14 protein-coding genes and 2 pseudogenes are annotated in these 15,643 nt (G+C 38.7%); 4 read left to right on the top strand and 12 right to left on the bottom strand.

Going from position 1 to position 15,643, the window contains the following annotated elements; all coding sequences use genetic code 11:
• Window positions 1-137: 137 nt before the first annotated feature.
• The 3 genes and pseudogenes from AB1I63_01730 to AB1I63_01720 all read left to right on the top strand — a co-directional run bounded on the left by AB1I63_01730 (window position 138) and on the right by AB1I63_01720 (window position 3,427).
• Window positions 138-1,151 (top strand): lactonase family protein, encoded by a 1,014-nt coding sequence (locus AB1I63_01730; GenBank protein ID MEW4353607.1) that lies wholly within the window; start codon window positions 138-140, stop codon window positions 1,149-1,151.
• 298 nt (window positions 1,152-1,449) lie between these two features.
• Window positions 1,450-2,554 (top strand): annotated as a pseudogene (locus tag AB1I63_01725) (IS3 family transposase).
• Between the two features lie 51 nt (window positions 2,555-2,605).
• Window positions 2,606-3,427, top strand: a pseudogene (locus AB1I63_01720) (ISL3 family transposase).
• Window positions 3,428-3,492: 65 nt separating this feature from the next.
• Here AB1I63_01720 and AB1I63_01715 read toward each other — a convergent pair.
• The 7 genes from AB1I63_01715 to AB1I63_01685 form a co-directional block, all read right to left on the bottom strand.
• A complete protein-coding gene (locus AB1I63_01715; protein MEW4353606.1) occupies window positions 3,493-4,431 on the bottom strand; it encodes a hypothetical protein in 939 nt (312 codons plus the stop codon).
• Window positions 4,432-4,452: 21 nt separating this feature from the next.
• Window positions 4,453-4,953, bottom strand: a complete 501-nt coding sequence (locus AB1I63_01710; GenBank protein MEW4353605.1) for a hypothetical protein — start codon at window positions 4,951-4,953, stop codon at window positions 4,453-4,455.
• Window positions 4,954-5,162: 209 nt separating this feature from the next.
• Window positions 5,163-5,924: a hypothetical protein gene (locus AB1I63_01705; protein MEW4353604.1), complete on the bottom strand. Its 762-nt coding sequence runs from the start codon at window positions 5,922-5,924 to the stop codon at window positions 5,163-5,165.
• A 122-nt stretch (window positions 5,925-6,046) separates the two neighbouring features.
• Entirely contained in the window at window positions 6,047-6,994 is a 948-nt protein-coding gene (gene mmuM / locus AB1I63_01700) for a homocysteine S-methyltransferase (GenBank protein MEW4353603.1), read from the bottom strand.
• A gap of 9 nt (window positions 6,995-7,003) precedes the next feature.
• On the bottom strand, window positions 7,004-8,380 hold the full coding sequence (locus tag AB1I63_01695) for an amino acid permease (protein ID MEW4353602.1): 1,377 nt from the start codon (window positions 8,378-8,380) through the stop codon (window positions 7,004-7,006).
• Between the two features lie 144 nt (window positions 8,381-8,524).
• On the bottom strand, window positions 8,525-8,911 hold the full coding sequence (locus tag AB1I63_01690) for a PaaI family thioesterase (GenBank protein MEW4353601.1): 387 nt from the start codon (window positions 8,909-8,911) through the stop codon (window positions 8,525-8,527).
• A gap of 10 nt (window positions 8,912-8,921) precedes the next feature.
• Window positions 8,922-9,620 (bottom strand): YjjG family noncanonical pyrimidine nucleotidase, encoded by a 699-nt coding sequence (locus AB1I63_01685; GenBank protein ID MEW4353600.1) that lies wholly within the window; start codon window positions 9,618-9,620, stop codon window positions 8,922-8,924.
• 147 nt (window positions 9,621-9,767) lie between these two features.
• On the opposite strand from AB1I63_01685, the gene AB1I63_01680 reads away from it, so the two are divergent.
• A complete protein-coding gene (locus AB1I63_01680) occupies window positions 9,768-10,631 on the top strand; it encodes an IS982 family transposase (protein ID MEW4353599.1) in 864 nt (287 codons plus the stop codon).
• A gap of 1,294 nt (window positions 10,632-11,925) precedes the next feature.
• On the opposite strand, the gene AB1I63_01675 is transcribed toward AB1I63_01680, so the two are convergent.
• The 5 genes from AB1I63_01675 to AB1I63_01655 form a co-directional block, all read right to left on the bottom strand.
• The gene (locus tag AB1I63_01675; GenBank protein MEW4353598.1) at window positions 11,926-12,531 is read right to left on the bottom strand and encodes a hypothetical protein; all 606 of its coding nucleotides are present in this window, start codon (window positions 12,529-12,531) and stop codon (window positions 11,926-11,928) included.
• A 76-nt stretch (window positions 12,532-12,607) separates the two neighbouring features.
• Window positions 12,608-12,880: a hypothetical protein gene (locus AB1I63_01670; GenBank protein ID MEW4353597.1), complete on the bottom strand. Its 273-nt coding sequence runs from the start codon at window positions 12,878-12,880 to the stop codon at window positions 12,608-12,610.
• Between the two features lie 749 nt (window positions 12,881-13,629).
• The gene (locus AB1I63_01665; GenBank protein ID MEW4353596.1) at window positions 13,630-14,481 is read right to left on the bottom strand and encodes an N-acyl homoserine lactonase family protein; all 852 of its coding nucleotides are present in this window, start codon (window positions 14,479-14,481) and stop codon (window positions 13,630-13,632) included.
• Window positions 14,482-14,566: 85 nt separating this feature from the next.
• Window positions 14,567-15,097: a TetR/AcrR family transcriptional regulator gene (locus tag AB1I63_01660; GenBank protein MEW4353595.1), complete on the bottom strand. Its 531-nt coding sequence runs from the start codon at window positions 15,095-15,097 to the stop codon at window positions 14,567-14,569.
• Window positions 15,094-15,594 carry a YkgJ family cysteine cluster protein gene (locus AB1I63_01655; protein MEW4353594.1) on the bottom strand — a complete coding sequence of 167 codons (501 nt, stop codon included), beginning with the start codon at window positions 15,592-15,594 and terminating at the stop codon, window positions 15,094-15,096. Before AB1I63_01655 ends, AB1I63_01660 begins: the two co-directional genes overlap by 4 nt.
• Window positions 15,595-15,643 lie beyond the last annotated feature (49 nt).

Here is a 15,643-nt window from a genome sequence, read left to right as displayed (position 1 = left end):
TTGGTATGATATTCTATGTTTATTGTACCAAAGCCATCTACATACCCCCTATCTCTCATCTGTGTTTTTTGTATTTTTTAAATCAAAATCATCAGCCTATTTTATGGTATAATGAAAGTAATTAATTTTTGAGGTGAATGAACATGCAAACTATTTATTTCGGAACCTACACTCGCCGCTCGTCAGATGGTATTTACCAAGCTGATTTTGATCCCAAAACAGGAAACTTATCCAATCTAAAGCTCTTTGCCCAAGAGCCAAGTCCAACTTATCTCGCCTTTGATAAAGATGGTCACTTATATAGTGTCGGAGCAAAAGATGGAGAAGGTGGCATTGCAGCCTTTGATCAAACAGGACAGCTCATCAATCATGTCGTCTCAGAAGGCGCTCCTCTTTGCTATGTAGCAGTGGATGAAAAACGCAATCTCGTCTATGGAGCGAATTACCACAAAGGACAAGCACTGGTTTATCGTCGCACAGAGGATGGCTCTCTTAGCTTAGCAGACTCTGTAACTCACACAGGCTCAGGTCCTCATGAAAATCAAGCAAGCCCTCATGTTCACTTTACCGACCTCACTCCGGATCAATACCTTGTCACTTGTGATTTGGGTTGCGACCAAGTCATCACCTACGATGTCAGCGAAAATGGGAAACTGACAGAATTAGCCCGCTATACCTCCCAAAGTGGGGCAGGACCACGACATCTCGTCTTTCATCCTCACTATAAAGTAGCCTACTTGATCTGTGAATTGAATTCAACCATTGAGGTCTTGGCTTACGATGGCTTGGGAGAATTTGAGCACATACAAACCATCTCTACTCTTCCAAGTGACTACACAGACTTTAACGGCACCGCAGCCATTCGTCTGTCCAACGACGGAAAATTCCTCTACGGCTCCAACCGCGGTCATGACTCCATTGCTGTTTATGAGATTTTAGCAGATGGCAGTCTTTCCTTACTTGAAATCGTTCCAACCAATGGAAAAAATCCTCGTGATTTCAACCTTAGCCCAGACCAAAACCACCTCATCGCTGTCCATCAAGATTCGGACAATGCGACTGTCTTTTCTCGCAATCAAGAAACAGGGCGCCTCACAGAACTCTCTCATGACTTTACCGTCCCAGAGGGTGTGTGTGTGACATTTAGATAAGAAAATAGCTTAGAACTATGGCTCTATAATTTCTGTAGTGGGTAACTTCCACTGAAGAGATTATAGAGCTTTTTCAGTGTAGAAAAAAAGTCCCATATAATCTATAATGAAAAGCGACCAAACTACTCATTAGAAAGAATCATATGGAACGACTTAATAATACCACAAATCTTATCGGAATAAAAGATAAAAATATCACCATCACTTCTGCTTACAAAGTTAAATCCCATGAATAGGTTACACTAAACTAGACAGAAATTATAAAGTGTTCTATACTAAAGAAAACCAGGAGGAAAATATGTCTAGAAAAACACGTCGCTACTTCACAGATGAATTCAAACAACAAATCGTTAATCTTCACAAGGCAGGTATGAAACGAAGCGAGCTTATCAAAGAGTATGAGCTAACTCCCTCAACCTTCGATAAATGGGTTAAACAGGCAAGAACAACCGGTTCCTTCAAAACTGTTGATAACCTAACTGATGAGCAACGTGAGCTGATTGAACTCAGAAAACGAAATAAAGAGCTTGAAATGCAGGTCGATATCTTAAAGCAAGCGGCAGTGATTATGGCACGAAAAGGCAAATAATCACTGCGAACAAGAAGAATTACAGCATTTCAGCAATGTGTCGGTGCTTGAACATTCCGCGTTCTAGCTATTACTACAAAGCTGTGGAGTCTATATCCGAGCTGGTCTCGAAGAAAAAATCAAACGCATTTTTCTCGAAAGCAAGTCCAGATATGGTGCTAGGAAAATCAAGAAATGTCTAGAAGTACAAGGTATCAACTTGTCTCGTCGTCGGATTTCTCGCATCATGAAGAGACTGAATTTGGTTTCTGTTTACCAGAAGGCTGCCTATAAACCACATGCTAAAGGGAAAAATGAGGCATCCATTCCAAACCTCCTAGCCAGACAGTTTCACCAAGAGAAGCCCCTGGAAGCTCTTGTGACGGACTTAACTTATGTCCGTGTTGGTAAGCGTTGGGCTTATATCTGCTTGGTCATTGACCTCTTTAATCGCGAAATCATCGGACTGTCAGCTGGTTGGAACAAGACTGCAGAGCTGGTCAAAGAGGCTATTCAAAGTATCCCTTATGCGCTGACTAAGGTCAAGCTCTTCCATTCTGATCGAGGGAAGGAGTTTGATAATCAGCTGATTGATGAGATATTAGAAGCCTTTGGTATCACACGTTCACTCAGTCAAGCCGGTTGTCCCTATGACAATGCCGTAGCCGAGAGTACCTATCATTCTTTCAAACTTGAGTTTATTAACCAAGAAACCTTCCATTCCTTGGAAGAATTAACTCTAAAAACCAAAGACTACGTTCACTGGTGGAACCACCACCGCATTCATGGCAGTCTCAACTACCAAACGCCTATGACTAAGCGAGTCATCGATTAAGCAAAAAAACACTTCATAAAATTTGTACAGAAAACTGTTGCCTTTTCACAGTTCTCGCAATTACCTAAAATCCTCTCTTGGGATGAATTCTCACGAAATAAGGGAAAGCTTGCCTTTATCGCTCAGGATTTTCAAACCAAAAAGATTATCACTATTCTTGAGAATAATCGTCAAACAACCATTAAAAACTACTTCTTCAAATACACGAGAGAGGTCAGAGAAAACGTCAAAGTCGTAACTGTAGATATGTCTGGAAACTACATTCCTATCATTAACCTCTTATTCCCTAAAGCAAAGATTGTCCTGGATCGTTTCCATATTATGCAGCACCTGAGCCGAGCTATGATGTCCACTCGGATTGCCATTATGAAGAACTATGACAAGGGCTCCCTTCCTTATCGAGCTATGAAACATCATTGGAGAATCCTCCAAAAAGACAGCCGAAAACTCTCTGACAAACTCTTTTATTCTCGAACCTTTAGACAAACAGTAACCCCTAGAGAAGTAGTTCGAAAGACCTTAGACTTATCAGAGGAACTAAGATACTATTATGACCTGTATCAGCTCTTGTTGTTCCATTTCCAAGAGAAGAACAGCGAGGCTTTCTTCGGACTGATAGAAGATTCTTTACCTACTGTGAATCCTACTTTCAAAACAGTCTTTACAACATTTCTCAAATACAGACAATACATTACCAATGCACTTGAATTACCTTATTCAAACGCTAAGCTAGAAGCTACTAACAAACTTATCAAAGACATCAAACGACAAGCTTTTGGTTTTAAAAACTTTAAAAACTTCAAAGCTAAAATTCTCATCGCTTTAAACATACAAAAAGAGAGAACCAACCTGATTCTCTCTCGTATGGGGTAATACTTCACCCACTACAGTTGACAAAGTGCCAGAACTATCGAGGTTCTAAGCTGTTTTTATAATGATTAGGCTGATTGGAGGCTCGCATCAAATAAAGACTCTGAAATTTTTACAGCTTCCAAGACATCAGAATTAGAAATTTGTGCACGATTCTGCATCATTTCGTGTAGCCTCTCTTCTATAAATTGACGAGCATATTCTCGGCTATTTTCTTTTCTACTAAACATAGTTTTCAAAAGAGATTCCAAATCTTTATTAAAAATCTTTTCTTGTAGTTTTGAAAATTCGTCAGAAGATAAACCAACAATCATAACCAATTCGATATATTCTTCTTTTAACTGTGCAAACATCTCAATACGATCATCTATGATAAACTGATCTAAAATACCTTTTGCTAGAGCACTTCCACCAATGCCTCCAATAACAGCCCCTGCAATACTTCCCACAGGGCCAAGTATGGTTCCGACGGCCGCTCCTGCTGCCGCACTTGCCGCTACGCCAGCACCTGCTACTGCTACATTTTTCAACAATTGCTGACTAGAAATTCGCCCACTAACTGCATCAAATAAATCTGGCCCAATCATGACCCCCAATGAAATCACAGGGGCAACCTTTCCTGCTACCGTTGTCGCATTAAGAGTCTGTGAGCCCAGCTGCGTTCGTAAACGCGCTGTCATAATCTTAGCTATTTGTTGAGAAGAGGCATAAGCAATGGTTGAAATAGCTAATGTTTTAAAACCGGCTTCAAACGCCGCTCCTACCGCTTCTTCTGTACTAGCACCAGCCCATTTAGCCTGTGCCAGAACAATCACAAAACTAATTCCAGCACCGGGCAATGACTGAATGCTACCATCTAATACATCATAAGATATAGAAGTAAGATTTCCTCCTCTAGCAATCAAGTGAGCTTGCTTATAAGTAACACTCCCTTTTCTGATGATTTTTTTCGCATCATTCGGATTGGTAATTCCCTCTACTTTTCCTTGACTAATTCTTCTCCGCATGATTGAAATTGCTTCATGATACTAATCTCGAGGAACTTCTAGCTGCATCCCCTTATAGCGGTACATTCCACCTTTACTTGCAGGTTCAAAAGCAGAATTGACTGTACTAGAAGCTGTATTGTGATACTTGGTCTGGATTAATTGATTCCCAACTATCCGGTCTGCTCCATTTTTAGCATTATTTTGCCCCACCAGCTCTACCTTTTTAAAGGGATGACACATTTTATCTTTTACATGATTAGCATATTCAGCTGCATGTCCATGTCCCATACTTCCCGTAGCCATTTGATTTATTTGTATATACTTAACATGTTGCTCTACATTAGAAATATTGACAGTTGTTGTACCATAAATTAATCCTTTAATAAAGTTATTTTTTGCTATGTACATTTCAAATTTTTTATCTGAAATAGTCGCCAAATCTTCAACCTCAAGATTCTGTGTAAATCCTGTCGAGATTAAATCATTCAGATATGAAATCAATTGTCTACTTTTCCACTCTTCTTTATCTTTCAAACCCATAAAAGTAGAGATGCGACCATTGGGGTAAAAGAATTTTATAGTTTTATCTTCTTTATAAGCTACTTTCCAAAGACCATTAAAGGAATGATAGACAGAATATACTTTTGCTTTCCCTTTTGCATCTTTTAAATTCTTATCCTGATATTTCTCATATATCCCATATTGACTGAGAAGACAACCATATTCTACAAATTCCTCCTCTTCTATAATTAACCATAATATTCTAAATCGGTCTCATCAATAAAATTAGCATATTTTTCATTAGATAGAAGAAACCACTTCATTCGTCCATAAGGCAGTTGAGAACCACTTCTATCAAAAACATCATTTCCCATTTTCTTCAAAATAGTGGCAACTGTCTCACCTGTATAATTCTTCGAAATTGGATGTTTTTTCATCCAAAAATAATATTGAAATAAGGAAAGAAAATTTTCAAATCTAAAAGTAATTAAATAAAAGAATGCTAAAAAACTGATATTCGATAAAGAAGAAAAAGAAAATCTTCGTTTATATTTTGAATCATCGTTTTCATCCACATCTTTTTCTAACGTTATCAAGTCTATTGGCCAATCCGATTTATCAACTTCTAAAATATCAACATTTTGACCTTCTAATTCTTCTTGAATTTCTTTTTCCTTGCTACATTGATCTTTATCCGATATAGCAGGTTGCGATCCACCTAAAAGATCCCCTGTCATTCTACCAATCTGATTTCCAGTATCCTCTACTATTTTAGTAGCTGCATCAACCGTTTCACCTACTACTTTTCCTGCTTCAGATACAACATCTCCTACTACTTTTCCTGCTTGTTGGGTCATGTCTGATAGAGCTTTTCCTGAATTATCTATGACTTTACCTGCTTCTTTAGTCACATTGTTTGCAATGTCTCCAATACCTTTCCCTAAATCCCCAATGCCTTTTCCTAAATCATCAAAAAAATTTCCCATAATCCTACCACACGCTTTTTTCATTTATTATACCATATTGATCTTTTTCTATGCTAGTAGTTTCTGAATGTTCTGATAAATTTTTACATGAAATAGTTACATAGCCCCTCCTTCTTTCCTATCAAAAAAGAGCGCTACAAACGCTCTTATTTTTTCAATTCCTTTGCAAGATACGCAATATCTCGTGGTCTGGTTCGGCAGCAACCGCCAAGGATTTTAGCACCTAAATTCTGCCAAATTTTGGCATTTTCTGCAAGTGTTCGTGAGTGATCTGGTGCTTGGTGCCAGGTTTGAGTCACTCCATCATAAACCTCACCCGAGTTTGGATAGGCAATCAACGGTTTGTTCGTTGTAGTTGCTAGCTTCTCTAATAAGCTAGGAAAAAGCTCTGGGGCACTACAATTAATCCCCACAGCTACAACTTGTGGGCACGCTTGGCACAAACTTCCTACTTCTTCAATCGGTGTCCCGTCTGCCAAATGACTGTCATCTGTTGCCACAAAGGAAATATAACTTTCCACGTCTGGAAACTCTGTCGCCAACAAATCCAACAAGGCCTTGGTTTCACCCATATTCGGAATGGTTTCAATCCCCAAGAAATCACTCCCAGCTTCCACCAATTGTTGAATTCTCGGGCGGTGAAAATTCTTGTATTCTTCAACTGTTAGATGATAATCCCCTGTATATTCTGAGCCGTCTGCCAAATAAGCTGCGTAAGGTCCAACATCGCCACTAATCAAGGGATAAAGACGATTCTCTTGTTCCTCCTTACTTAATCCTCTCCAAAAATTCTCCCGGCTTTCTCGTGCCAATTCTACCGTAGATGCAATAGTAGCTAGTGCTTCTTGTTCACTAAGTCCCACTTCTACTAACCCAGGTACCGTTGCTTGATAGCTCGAGGTCGTCAGAATATCCGCTCCTGCTTTCAGATAAGTATCGTGCAAATCCTTAATGACCTGCGGATTCTTTAGCAAATACTTGGCAGACCAAAGCTTGCCTGTCACATCATAGCCCCGACTTTCCAACTCCGTACCTAAAGCTCCATCTAAAATCAGATAATCACGCGCCTCAAGGGCAGTTTTCAATTTTCCCATAACGTCCTCCTACCATTTTTTAAAGCGAAGATAGTGATAGCCGTAGCAAACTAAAATAAAGGGAATTCCAAAGTAGAGACCCGGTCGCTGAGATTCATCCCAAGCAATTCCAATAATGGAAATGACAAGCAAGACAATCGTCACCCAAGGTAGGACAGGCGTCCAAGGGGTACGGTAGGATAGCTCCTCTACCGTATGCTCTTTAAGCCATACTTTACGGAAATTGATTTGGGCAAGAGGAATGGAGAGCCAGACAACTACCACAGCAAAACCTGCGATAGAAACAAGAGCGAGATAGACCGTATCTGCTGCATAAATGCTTGAAAATAGCGACAAAACTGCTCCTAACATAGACAAAAGCAAAGCCCGCATTGGTACACCATGTTCGTTAATTTTAACCACTTTTTTAGATAGCATGCCTTCATTTGCCAAGGACCAAAGCATTCGACTAGAGGCATAGAGACCTGAATTTCCAGCAGATAATATGGCCGTTAAGATGACAAAATTCATGATGTCTGCTGCAAAAGGCACACCCATTTTATCAAAAACATCGACAAAAGGCGCAGTCGATACTCCCGCTTCCTCCATAGGAAGAAGTGAAGCCAAGACGACAATGGTCAAGACGAAAAAGACGACCAAACGCCCAATCGTTGTTTTAATAGCTTGCGGTACGGCTTCCTTGGGATTGTCCGTCTCTCCTGCTGCAATCCCAATCAATTCTGTCCCTGAAAAGGCATAATTGACCGCGAGCATCACTGAAAGGAGGGCTGATATGCCCTTTGGAAAAGCACCATTACTAAATAAATGTCGAAAGAAAATCGCCTCGTGCTTCCCTTCAAAAGAAACCAAGCCAAACATTGCACCAAATCCAAGCAGAATAAAAATAATAATGGCAATCACCTTGATACTTGAGAAAAAGGACTCAGCCTCAGCAAAGGAACGCACACTCAAGGCATTGATTCCAAAAATAATCACCGCAAAAATCGTCGAAAAGACCCAAGTCGGCACATCTGGAAACCATCGCCCCATTAACAATCCAGCCCCTAAAAACTCCGACCCCAAGGCCACAGCCCAGCAAATCCAATAGAGCCAAGCCACGGTAAAACCTGTTCCAGGGCTGATAAACTTGGTTGCGTAAGTATGAAAAGAACCCGTCACTGGCATGGCTACTGCCAGCTCTCCCAGAGACAGCATGACTAGATAGACGACCACTGCCCCTATCAAATAAGAAATAACTGCCCCCAAAGGACCTGCCTGCGCAATCGTATAACCCGAACTCAAAAAGAGTCCCGTCCCAATCACGCCACCCAAAGAAAGCATAAACAGGTGCCGACTGGTCATTTTCCGCTGAAATTGACCTTCTTCTTCAAAATGATGATTTTCCATAAAATCTCCTCTTTCAATACTCTTTAGCCGTCCGATTGGATAAACAGCAATATCTTTATCATATCATAAATGAAGAGGCTTGGGTAATAGGCTTTTTCTATCTCGCACTTAGTTTAAAACTATAAGAAAAGGATTCTTTCATTCTCATGCTTGGTGCTCGCCTGTGACAAACATGGTGAAGGTCGCTTTGACAATTTCTTCCTGATTTTGGTTGGTCACCGTCACATCAACCACCTTGGTAGTCCTGCCGTCATGGACACATCTTCCATCAATGACAAGGGTATCCCCCAGCTTACCTGACTTGAGATAATTGATACTGGACTGAAGGGTCACGGCGTCAGCCCCTGTCGAAATCGCAACTAAACCACTGATTTGGTCACAGAGGGTAAAGAGGTAACCACCGTGGGCAAAGCCGTAGTAATTCAAGGACTTTTCTACCACTTCGGTCGTCACTACTACATGGCCTTTTTCAGATGAGACCATTTCAAAATTTTCAAAGACGCGAATTTCATGTAGGGATTTATCTTCCATATTTTCTCTCCTAGAATTCTTTTTTCTGCAATAAATCGAGCAAGTCTTGGTAATTCTCTATTTCATAAGTTGGCAGGGCATCGGTGTGATTTTCAAGTAAAGATGGATTGTACCAGACGGTATCAATTCCTGCATTGTTGCCCCCTTTTACATCCGCCGTCAAACTGTCCCCAATCATCAACGCTCTTTCCTTGGTAAAGCCTGGAATCTGCTCTGCTATTTTTTCATAAAAGAGAGCTTCGGGCTTTTGAGTTTCCATTTGCTCAGAGACGAAAATTTCCTTGAAAAAGTGCTGAATAGGGGAATGCGCAAGCCGATTTTCCTGGATGTAGGTGACACCATTGGTCGCACCGTAGAGCTCATAGCCTAGATTCACTAATTGCTGCAAGAGCTCAACAGCCCCATCAAATGCCTGCCCCTGCTGGCTGATGTGCTCTTGGTAAAGCAGCGCCATTTCACTCCCGTCCACCTCGCGACCAAAATGGGCAAAAGCACGCGCAAAACGCGTATTGATGAGGTCAAGCTTACTGATTTTCCCCTGCTCCAAGTCCTTCCACATGGTCTGATTCATGGGCTTGTAATAGTCCTTAAAGGCTGCCTTGTCCTCAACCCCCATGGCCTCCAAAAGCTGTGTCAGAGCCACTTCTTCTCCCGCCGCAAAATCCAGCAAAGTATGGTCAAGGTCGAATAATAGAAATTTGTAATACAATGTATGATTTTTCCTTTCTAGGGGGCAAGAGTTCCAAAGAATGTGCACAATATAATGATTACTCGTGGTGCTAGTTAATTTCAAACTACAATAAAAAGCCCAAAAGGACTATACTGTAAGTGCCGAAACAAACAGGAGGTAGTCCAAATGAGCCACTTACAGTATACCGCTAAATCTCATCACTTACAATGGAATTTGAAGCAATTATCAAAAATTTGCCATCAACTGTATAGGGATTATTGTCCTAAATCTTTCAAACATCGTCATAATGTCAGTCTATCTAAGGTTTCAGATCAATCTCTATTAGTCTTACTTCTCTTGCAAGCTGAACTAGGGATTAAGTCACAACGTCATTTCTACCGTCTCTGTTACTTATTTCCTTGTGGTCATCTTCTTGAACGAAGCCGTTTTAATAGACGAGCAAGACAGTTGATTTGGTTAGTTCAAGTCATTAGACAAGCAATGAATACTCAAATCTCACCTGGTTCCATTGTTATTATAGATAGCTTTCCCTTGCCACTTTGCCAACCTATCCGTAACTATAGAACACGTATTTTTAACGACTTAGCAGATATTGGCTACAATGCTTCCAAACATCTGTGGTTCTATGGATTCAAAGTACACATGCTGGTAACTTTATCAGGCTATATTCTGAATTATGTTGTGACACCTGCATCAGTCCATGATATTAGGGCAGTTGATGACTTACTAGAAAATTGCCGACAACCTTATATTTTGGCAGATTTAGGCTATCTTAGTAAGGAACTTAAAGATCATTTGACCCAAAAAGGCTATCATCTATGGACTCCCTTACGCCAAAATATGGCAGGAGCTAAACAACATAATCATTGGAAATTGATGGCTATGAGACGAACCATTGAGACTCGCTTCTCAGAGCTTTGCGGTCTTTTTGATATAGAACACACACTGACTAGAAGTTTAGCAGGTCTGCAGTTAAGGCTGGAGCAAATTATACTGGCTTACAATCTGAGATACTTCGAGATTAACTAGCACCACGAGTAATGATTTAATTTACCTATCATTATACCACATTAACCAAAGAAAACACACAACTGTTTAACTGGCTTATTGACTCTAAGTATAGATAAATTATCCATTTTCTATCTTACATTTCTTCAAAGTAGTAAATGCTGTTTTAGTAGCTGTTTGAACTACAGAAGCAGTTTTTATATCTGTTTCAGACTTTGCAAGATGATTTGCAAAACCAAATCAATCTGAAAATACCCTATTAGCTGCTTTTTCAATTACAGACAAGTTTTGACTGATACTTAAAATAAAAAATATTTGAAAGAATAATGCTAGTATAAAAGTGAGGTATCAACAAATGAAAAAACACTCTAATATTATTTTTTCTATTTAAAATGACACCAATTACTATTGTATCAATATAAGCGTGATCACTACTTTTTATTTGAAGTGAAAATGGTTAAGATCACGCACAGCTACAAATACATCGGACACCAATATACACTAAAATCTTAGTCATATTTTTTGACTGAGCTGTTACTTATTTTTGATATGTAAATTCATTTATGGTATTATGAGATTAATAACAAGTTTCAAAAATGCTAACAATAATTACTCAAACGTTGAGGAACTTTTATGAAATTATTTGTTAAAACTAGCATAGTCACTATTATAGCCGCCCTATCGCTGCCGTTACTAAATTGGCTATGGGATATTTCAACATCTGAAACAGAACCTTTTAGTGTATTCTACTTTTTTCAGTATTTCATAAATCTGATTAGTCTTTTCGGTTACTATATTGTCATTAAATATGAACCACTAAAAAATCGAAATATCATATACCTGACTGTGACAAATATACTATTATTTAGTCTAATCTTATTGCCAATCATGAAGGAAGTATCATTAAGTATCCTTCCTTCTATCATGAGTTCATTTATCCTATGGATTATATTGGTATTAAAAATTAATGATTTACTTTCTCTAGTAGCTATGGTAGGAGTTTTTATACCGCTTCATTTCGTTAACTTACTGGTATCGGTCTATTTTATATTTCAATCCAACGCAGAACTCCTATTATTAGTTATTTCCCCTCTCCTTTATCTATTCCATTATTTAACCATTTTGTTATTATCTAAAACTATAAAAATAGCATTTAAATAGCATCAAAAGAAAACAAAAAAAGAACAATGACAGGATTTTAAAACTTAACTACCTATCATTATTCTTTTTTTGTTAGTAATCTTAATGATTACAGATTTTCAGTAAGAAATTTGAAGTGAAAATACTCTTCTTACTCTCATTTTGGAAGATACATTTATCTTGTCGTCTGATAAATATAATTAGCTAATGCTTTTTGAGTTACCTTTTTTACTCCTGAATCAACATCTTGACCTGATTCTAGTTTTGTTAAATTGTATAACTTAACAGGAAATGACTTAAATACTTTGTCAATAGCATTTTCGATTGCAGTCAAGTTTCGGCTAACACCTAAATCTGATAGATAATTGTTGTAACGACTATTACTTTGTCCATTATAATACTTAGACATAGTCGTAGACAAGCGGCTATTTCCAGCTTTTTCTTTCTTCATCATGATGGCCAATCCAATCGCATCAGCATCACTACACATATCTGCATATCCAAACGGATTCCCAATACCATTTGGAATTGTAACTCCCTTGAGGACATCACTAGTCGGTAATGAACCTCCAACAAATGCCCTTGCAATTGCATCTAAGTTACTATTTTTATTCACATTATACACTTTTTGAACTGACCCCATCGAACTCGCTAAATCACCTGCCCAACCATTCCATGAACCTAGGTTAATCGTGAAATTATAGTAACTCAATGTAGTTACCGCTAAATGGGGGAGGTCAATGATACCTCCATCTTGATCAGTAATTTCTGATCCAGCCATATAAGGAGATACTTTCTTAACCCACTCTTTATAATGAGTATGCAAATAATTCCCAAAACTTAAGTCAAATCCTGAATTAGTGACTAATACATCCCAATCGTTGCTTCCAACCACTATTTACATAATATCGCTTAGATAAATATGACAGCACTGCTACTTCTGTTGCTTTAATCGCATTATTAAGAAGACTACTCAAGGCATATTTACGATAAGCTTCTTCTAATTCTTTGATTACAGAAATAAAGGATTGAATATTTCCAAAACCATTTCCATTTTGTGGTTGGCAAAGTATAATGATATCCACTGTTATGGGAAAAATTATAGGAAGTTTTGTGCCTATAGAAAACAACTAACTTTTCCATTACTACCGACTTTATGGTATAATTTATATGGGTTACTTACTTGAATACTATCAATACATAATGGGGTAACAATGCAACATAAAAATTTATATCTTAAACTATTTTTAGGGAATTTTATATTAAACACTTTAATACTTATTTTTCTTCAGTGGATACCAACATCAATTTTATTACCATTTGGGCTAGCTTATGCCTTACAATTACACAGTTTAATCTTTTATACCATCATTATTCCTAAGAAATCTAAATTAGTTTTACCTGTCACTCTACTCATAAATATAGTATCACTTACTTATCAAATCAAATGTATAATGATTGGATTACCTTCTCTTCCCTGAATGATAGTATTTTCTATTTTAGAAATCTTATTTATTGGTTAGTTTTATCTCATATATACTTCTTTAGTGTATATTTATTAAAAAAGTGACACTACAGTCTATAAACATTTTTAGAAACTGAGCTATTTCAGCACCTTCTGAAACTCAAATTTTCTGTATACACTACTATAAATGACAACTTATTGAATCACTTCCCCCTCTTCAATATCCTATCAACTATACTTAAGGCTTTTTATACGTTAAATTTTATCACTTAACTTCTACTTATTTCGAATAATAGAAATTTGTAGTTCACTCGATAATCTTCTTAAATAAGTACTAGGCTTATTATAGCATATTGGAGGAAAAGAGAAGATACAAAAAAACAGCCGTACTTCTTTAGTACGACTGACTTTTTCTTATAGGGTAATCATCTGTGGCTCAATATTTATATCGTGATTGGCAAGGGAGATTAGGCAGTTTGGGTCAAGACTTTGCTCACGGATCCACTCGAGAGAGTGAATCAAAGCTGTCTTATCATCAACGACCCCTGGCAAAATCATCTCCTGCCAAGACTTGCTAGCATAACCTCCGTCTGCATATAAGAGGACGAATTTTCCTTCTGCATTCCTAACCTTTACGGCAAACATGCCTTCTGCATGTCCTAGAATGTTGACACAAACCAAACTTCCGTCTCCAAATACATCATAGGATTTACCGACAGGACCTTCACTTCCATTCCAATTAAAGAAAGTCACTGGCACATCTTTCCACCATTTCTCTTGGTAGCGAATATGGTTCATTAGTCCTTTTTTCGTGAACTCTAGCTCCGTCTTTGACGCGAGAATCTTCTTGGCATCGGCTACTTGGGATAAGCCATTAGCATGGTCACAATCCAAATGAGTCAACAACACATAGTCTAAATCAGATGGTTTAATTCCCATTCTAGCTAACTGCTCATCTACTGCTTGTCCATGAGGAAGAACTCCTTGGTTAATACGATACAATAGTGAGGAGCCTAAAGATTTCACCTGTGCTGCCTTATCAAATACACCATTTGGACTCATCTCTCGGTGCCAGCCTGTATCTACCAAGACCAATCCCTTTGGATGTTCAATCAAATAAGTTGATACGGGCAACCATAAGCGATCTTCTTTTTTTGTAAATAGACCAGAAGCCTTAAGAATATTGGTCTCACTACCTCCAAATGGTAGATCTGGAGCGACACTGACTTGACCTGTGTGCATGACATGGATAGTTATTGTTGACATCTGTTTCACCTCATCAATTTGATGAAACTAGTATAGAAAAAAATCAGAAACATACCCACTACAATTTTTCAAAAAGTGTCGGCTCTTAGAGAAAATCATCAAGCAATGATACCGCTTGTACCATACTCGCACGTAACTCTATATGATTGACAACACATTTTTGTTCTAAAAAATACTGATAGCCACCCAAAATCGCACTAGCTACCATTTCTAGTCGAAGCTCCCTGTTATCATCTTTCTTTCCTTGTGGAAATTCCATATCTAAATGGACTTTCAAGGCCGTTTTCCATTTAGCAAGAAAGCGACTATCTGGCTCTGCAATCATCAAAGCAGTAAAGGCACTTTCATGCTCTTTCATATAATCTAAAACCGCATCAAATAGGTCAGAAAAAGGTTCATCAACTTCTCGTCTTACTACTCCTAACGCTAAAATACTAGCTATTAACTCGTTTTCAATCTCCTCTAAGACTTGGTCCAAATGCTCGTAATAATCATAGAAAGTTGTCCGTGCAATCGGTACTTGCTGACAGAGCTTAGTAATGCTCATGCGGGCGTAGCCTTCTTGATAGAGCTTGATAAAGGCAGCCTGAATCCGCTTTTTCGTCTCTATAATCATCCCAACCGCTCCTTCAACTTTTCGACAAAGAGATAGGCGGCAGGGCAGGTGAGGGTATTTTTGATGGTTAGGTGGTTGATTTGGTAAATCTTCTTGCGGTCGGTGTGGGGAAATTCACGACAGGCTTTGGGGCGGACATCGTAAATACTGCAAAGATTATCCTCTCCTAGAAAGGGACAGGGCATGGCTTGAAAGACCTTATCGCCGTCCTCATCGACCTTGAGATAGAGGTCTTCAAAAACAGGCAATTTCATCCGAAAATGCTTGGCGATGCGGGTAATATCTGCCTCGGTAAATAGAGGTCCCAGAGTCTTGCAGCAATTAGCGCAGGCGGTACAGTCAATCTCTTCAAAGACTTCTTGATGCACCTGCTGAACAATCTTGTCCAAGTCCTTCGGAGCTTTTTTCTTAAGTGTTGCTAAAAATTTTCGGTGTTCTCCCTGCTTTTGCTGGGCTAGTTGTTTGTAGTGTTCAATGTCAATCTGTGCTTGGGGCATAGCCTTACCTTCTGATTTGTTTTTTCACCCTATTATACCGAACTTTTCC

It is taken from the genome of Streptococcus pneumoniae, from assembly GCA_040719455.1.
GTDB lineage: Bacteria > Bacillota > Bacilli > Lactobacillales > Streptococcaceae > Streptococcus > Streptococcus pneumoniae_G.
This window is presented reverse-complemented; position numbering and strand designations above follow the sequence as displayed.

Coding starts and splice junctions, on each gene's coding strand:
- AB1I63_01715 (MEW4353606.1), bottom strand. CDS start 4,431: ATGCGGAGAAGAATTAGTCAAGGAAAAGTAGAGGGAATTACCAATCCG.
- AB1I63_01705 (MEW4353604.1), bottom strand. CDS start 5,924: ATGAAAAAAGCGTGTGGTAGGATTATGGGAAATTTTTTTGATGATTTA.
- AB1I63_01660 (MEW4353595.1), bottom strand. CDS start 15,097: ATGATTATAGAGACGAAAAAGCGGATTCAGGCTGCCTTTATCAAGCTC.
- mmuM (MEW4353603.1), bottom strand. CDS start 6,994: ATGGGAAAATTGAAAACTGCCCTTGAGGCGCGTGATTATCTGATTTTA.
- AB1I63_01655 (MEW4353594.1), bottom strand. CDS start 15,594: ATGCCCCAAGCACAGATTGACATTGAACACTACAAACAACTAGCCCAG.
- AB1I63_01730 (MEW4353607.1), top strand. CDS start 138: ATGAACATGCAAACTATTTATTTCGGAACCTACACTCGCCGCTCGTCA.
- AB1I63_01695 (MEW4353602.1), bottom strand. CDS start 8,380: ATGGAAAATCATCATTTTGAAGAAGAAGGTCAATTTCAGCGGAAAATG.
- AB1I63_01710 (MEW4353605.1), bottom strand. CDS start 4,953: ATGGGTTTGAAAGATAAAGAAGAGTGGAAAAGTAGACAATTGATTTCA.
- AB1I63_01680 (MEW4353599.1), top strand. CDS start 9,768: ATGAGCCACTTACAGTATACCGCTAAATCTCATCACTTACAATGGAAT.
- AB1I63_01665 (MEW4353596.1), bottom strand. CDS start 14,481: ATGTCAACAATAACTATCCATGTCATGCACACAGGTCAAGTCAGTGTC.
- AB1I63_01690 (MEW4353601.1), bottom strand. CDS start 8,911: ATGGAAGATAAATCCCTACATGAAATTCGCGTCTTTGAAAATTTTGAA.
- AB1I63_01675 (MEW4353598.1), bottom strand. CDS start 12,531: ATGGCTGGATCAGAAATTACTGATCAAGATGGAGGTATCATTGACCTC.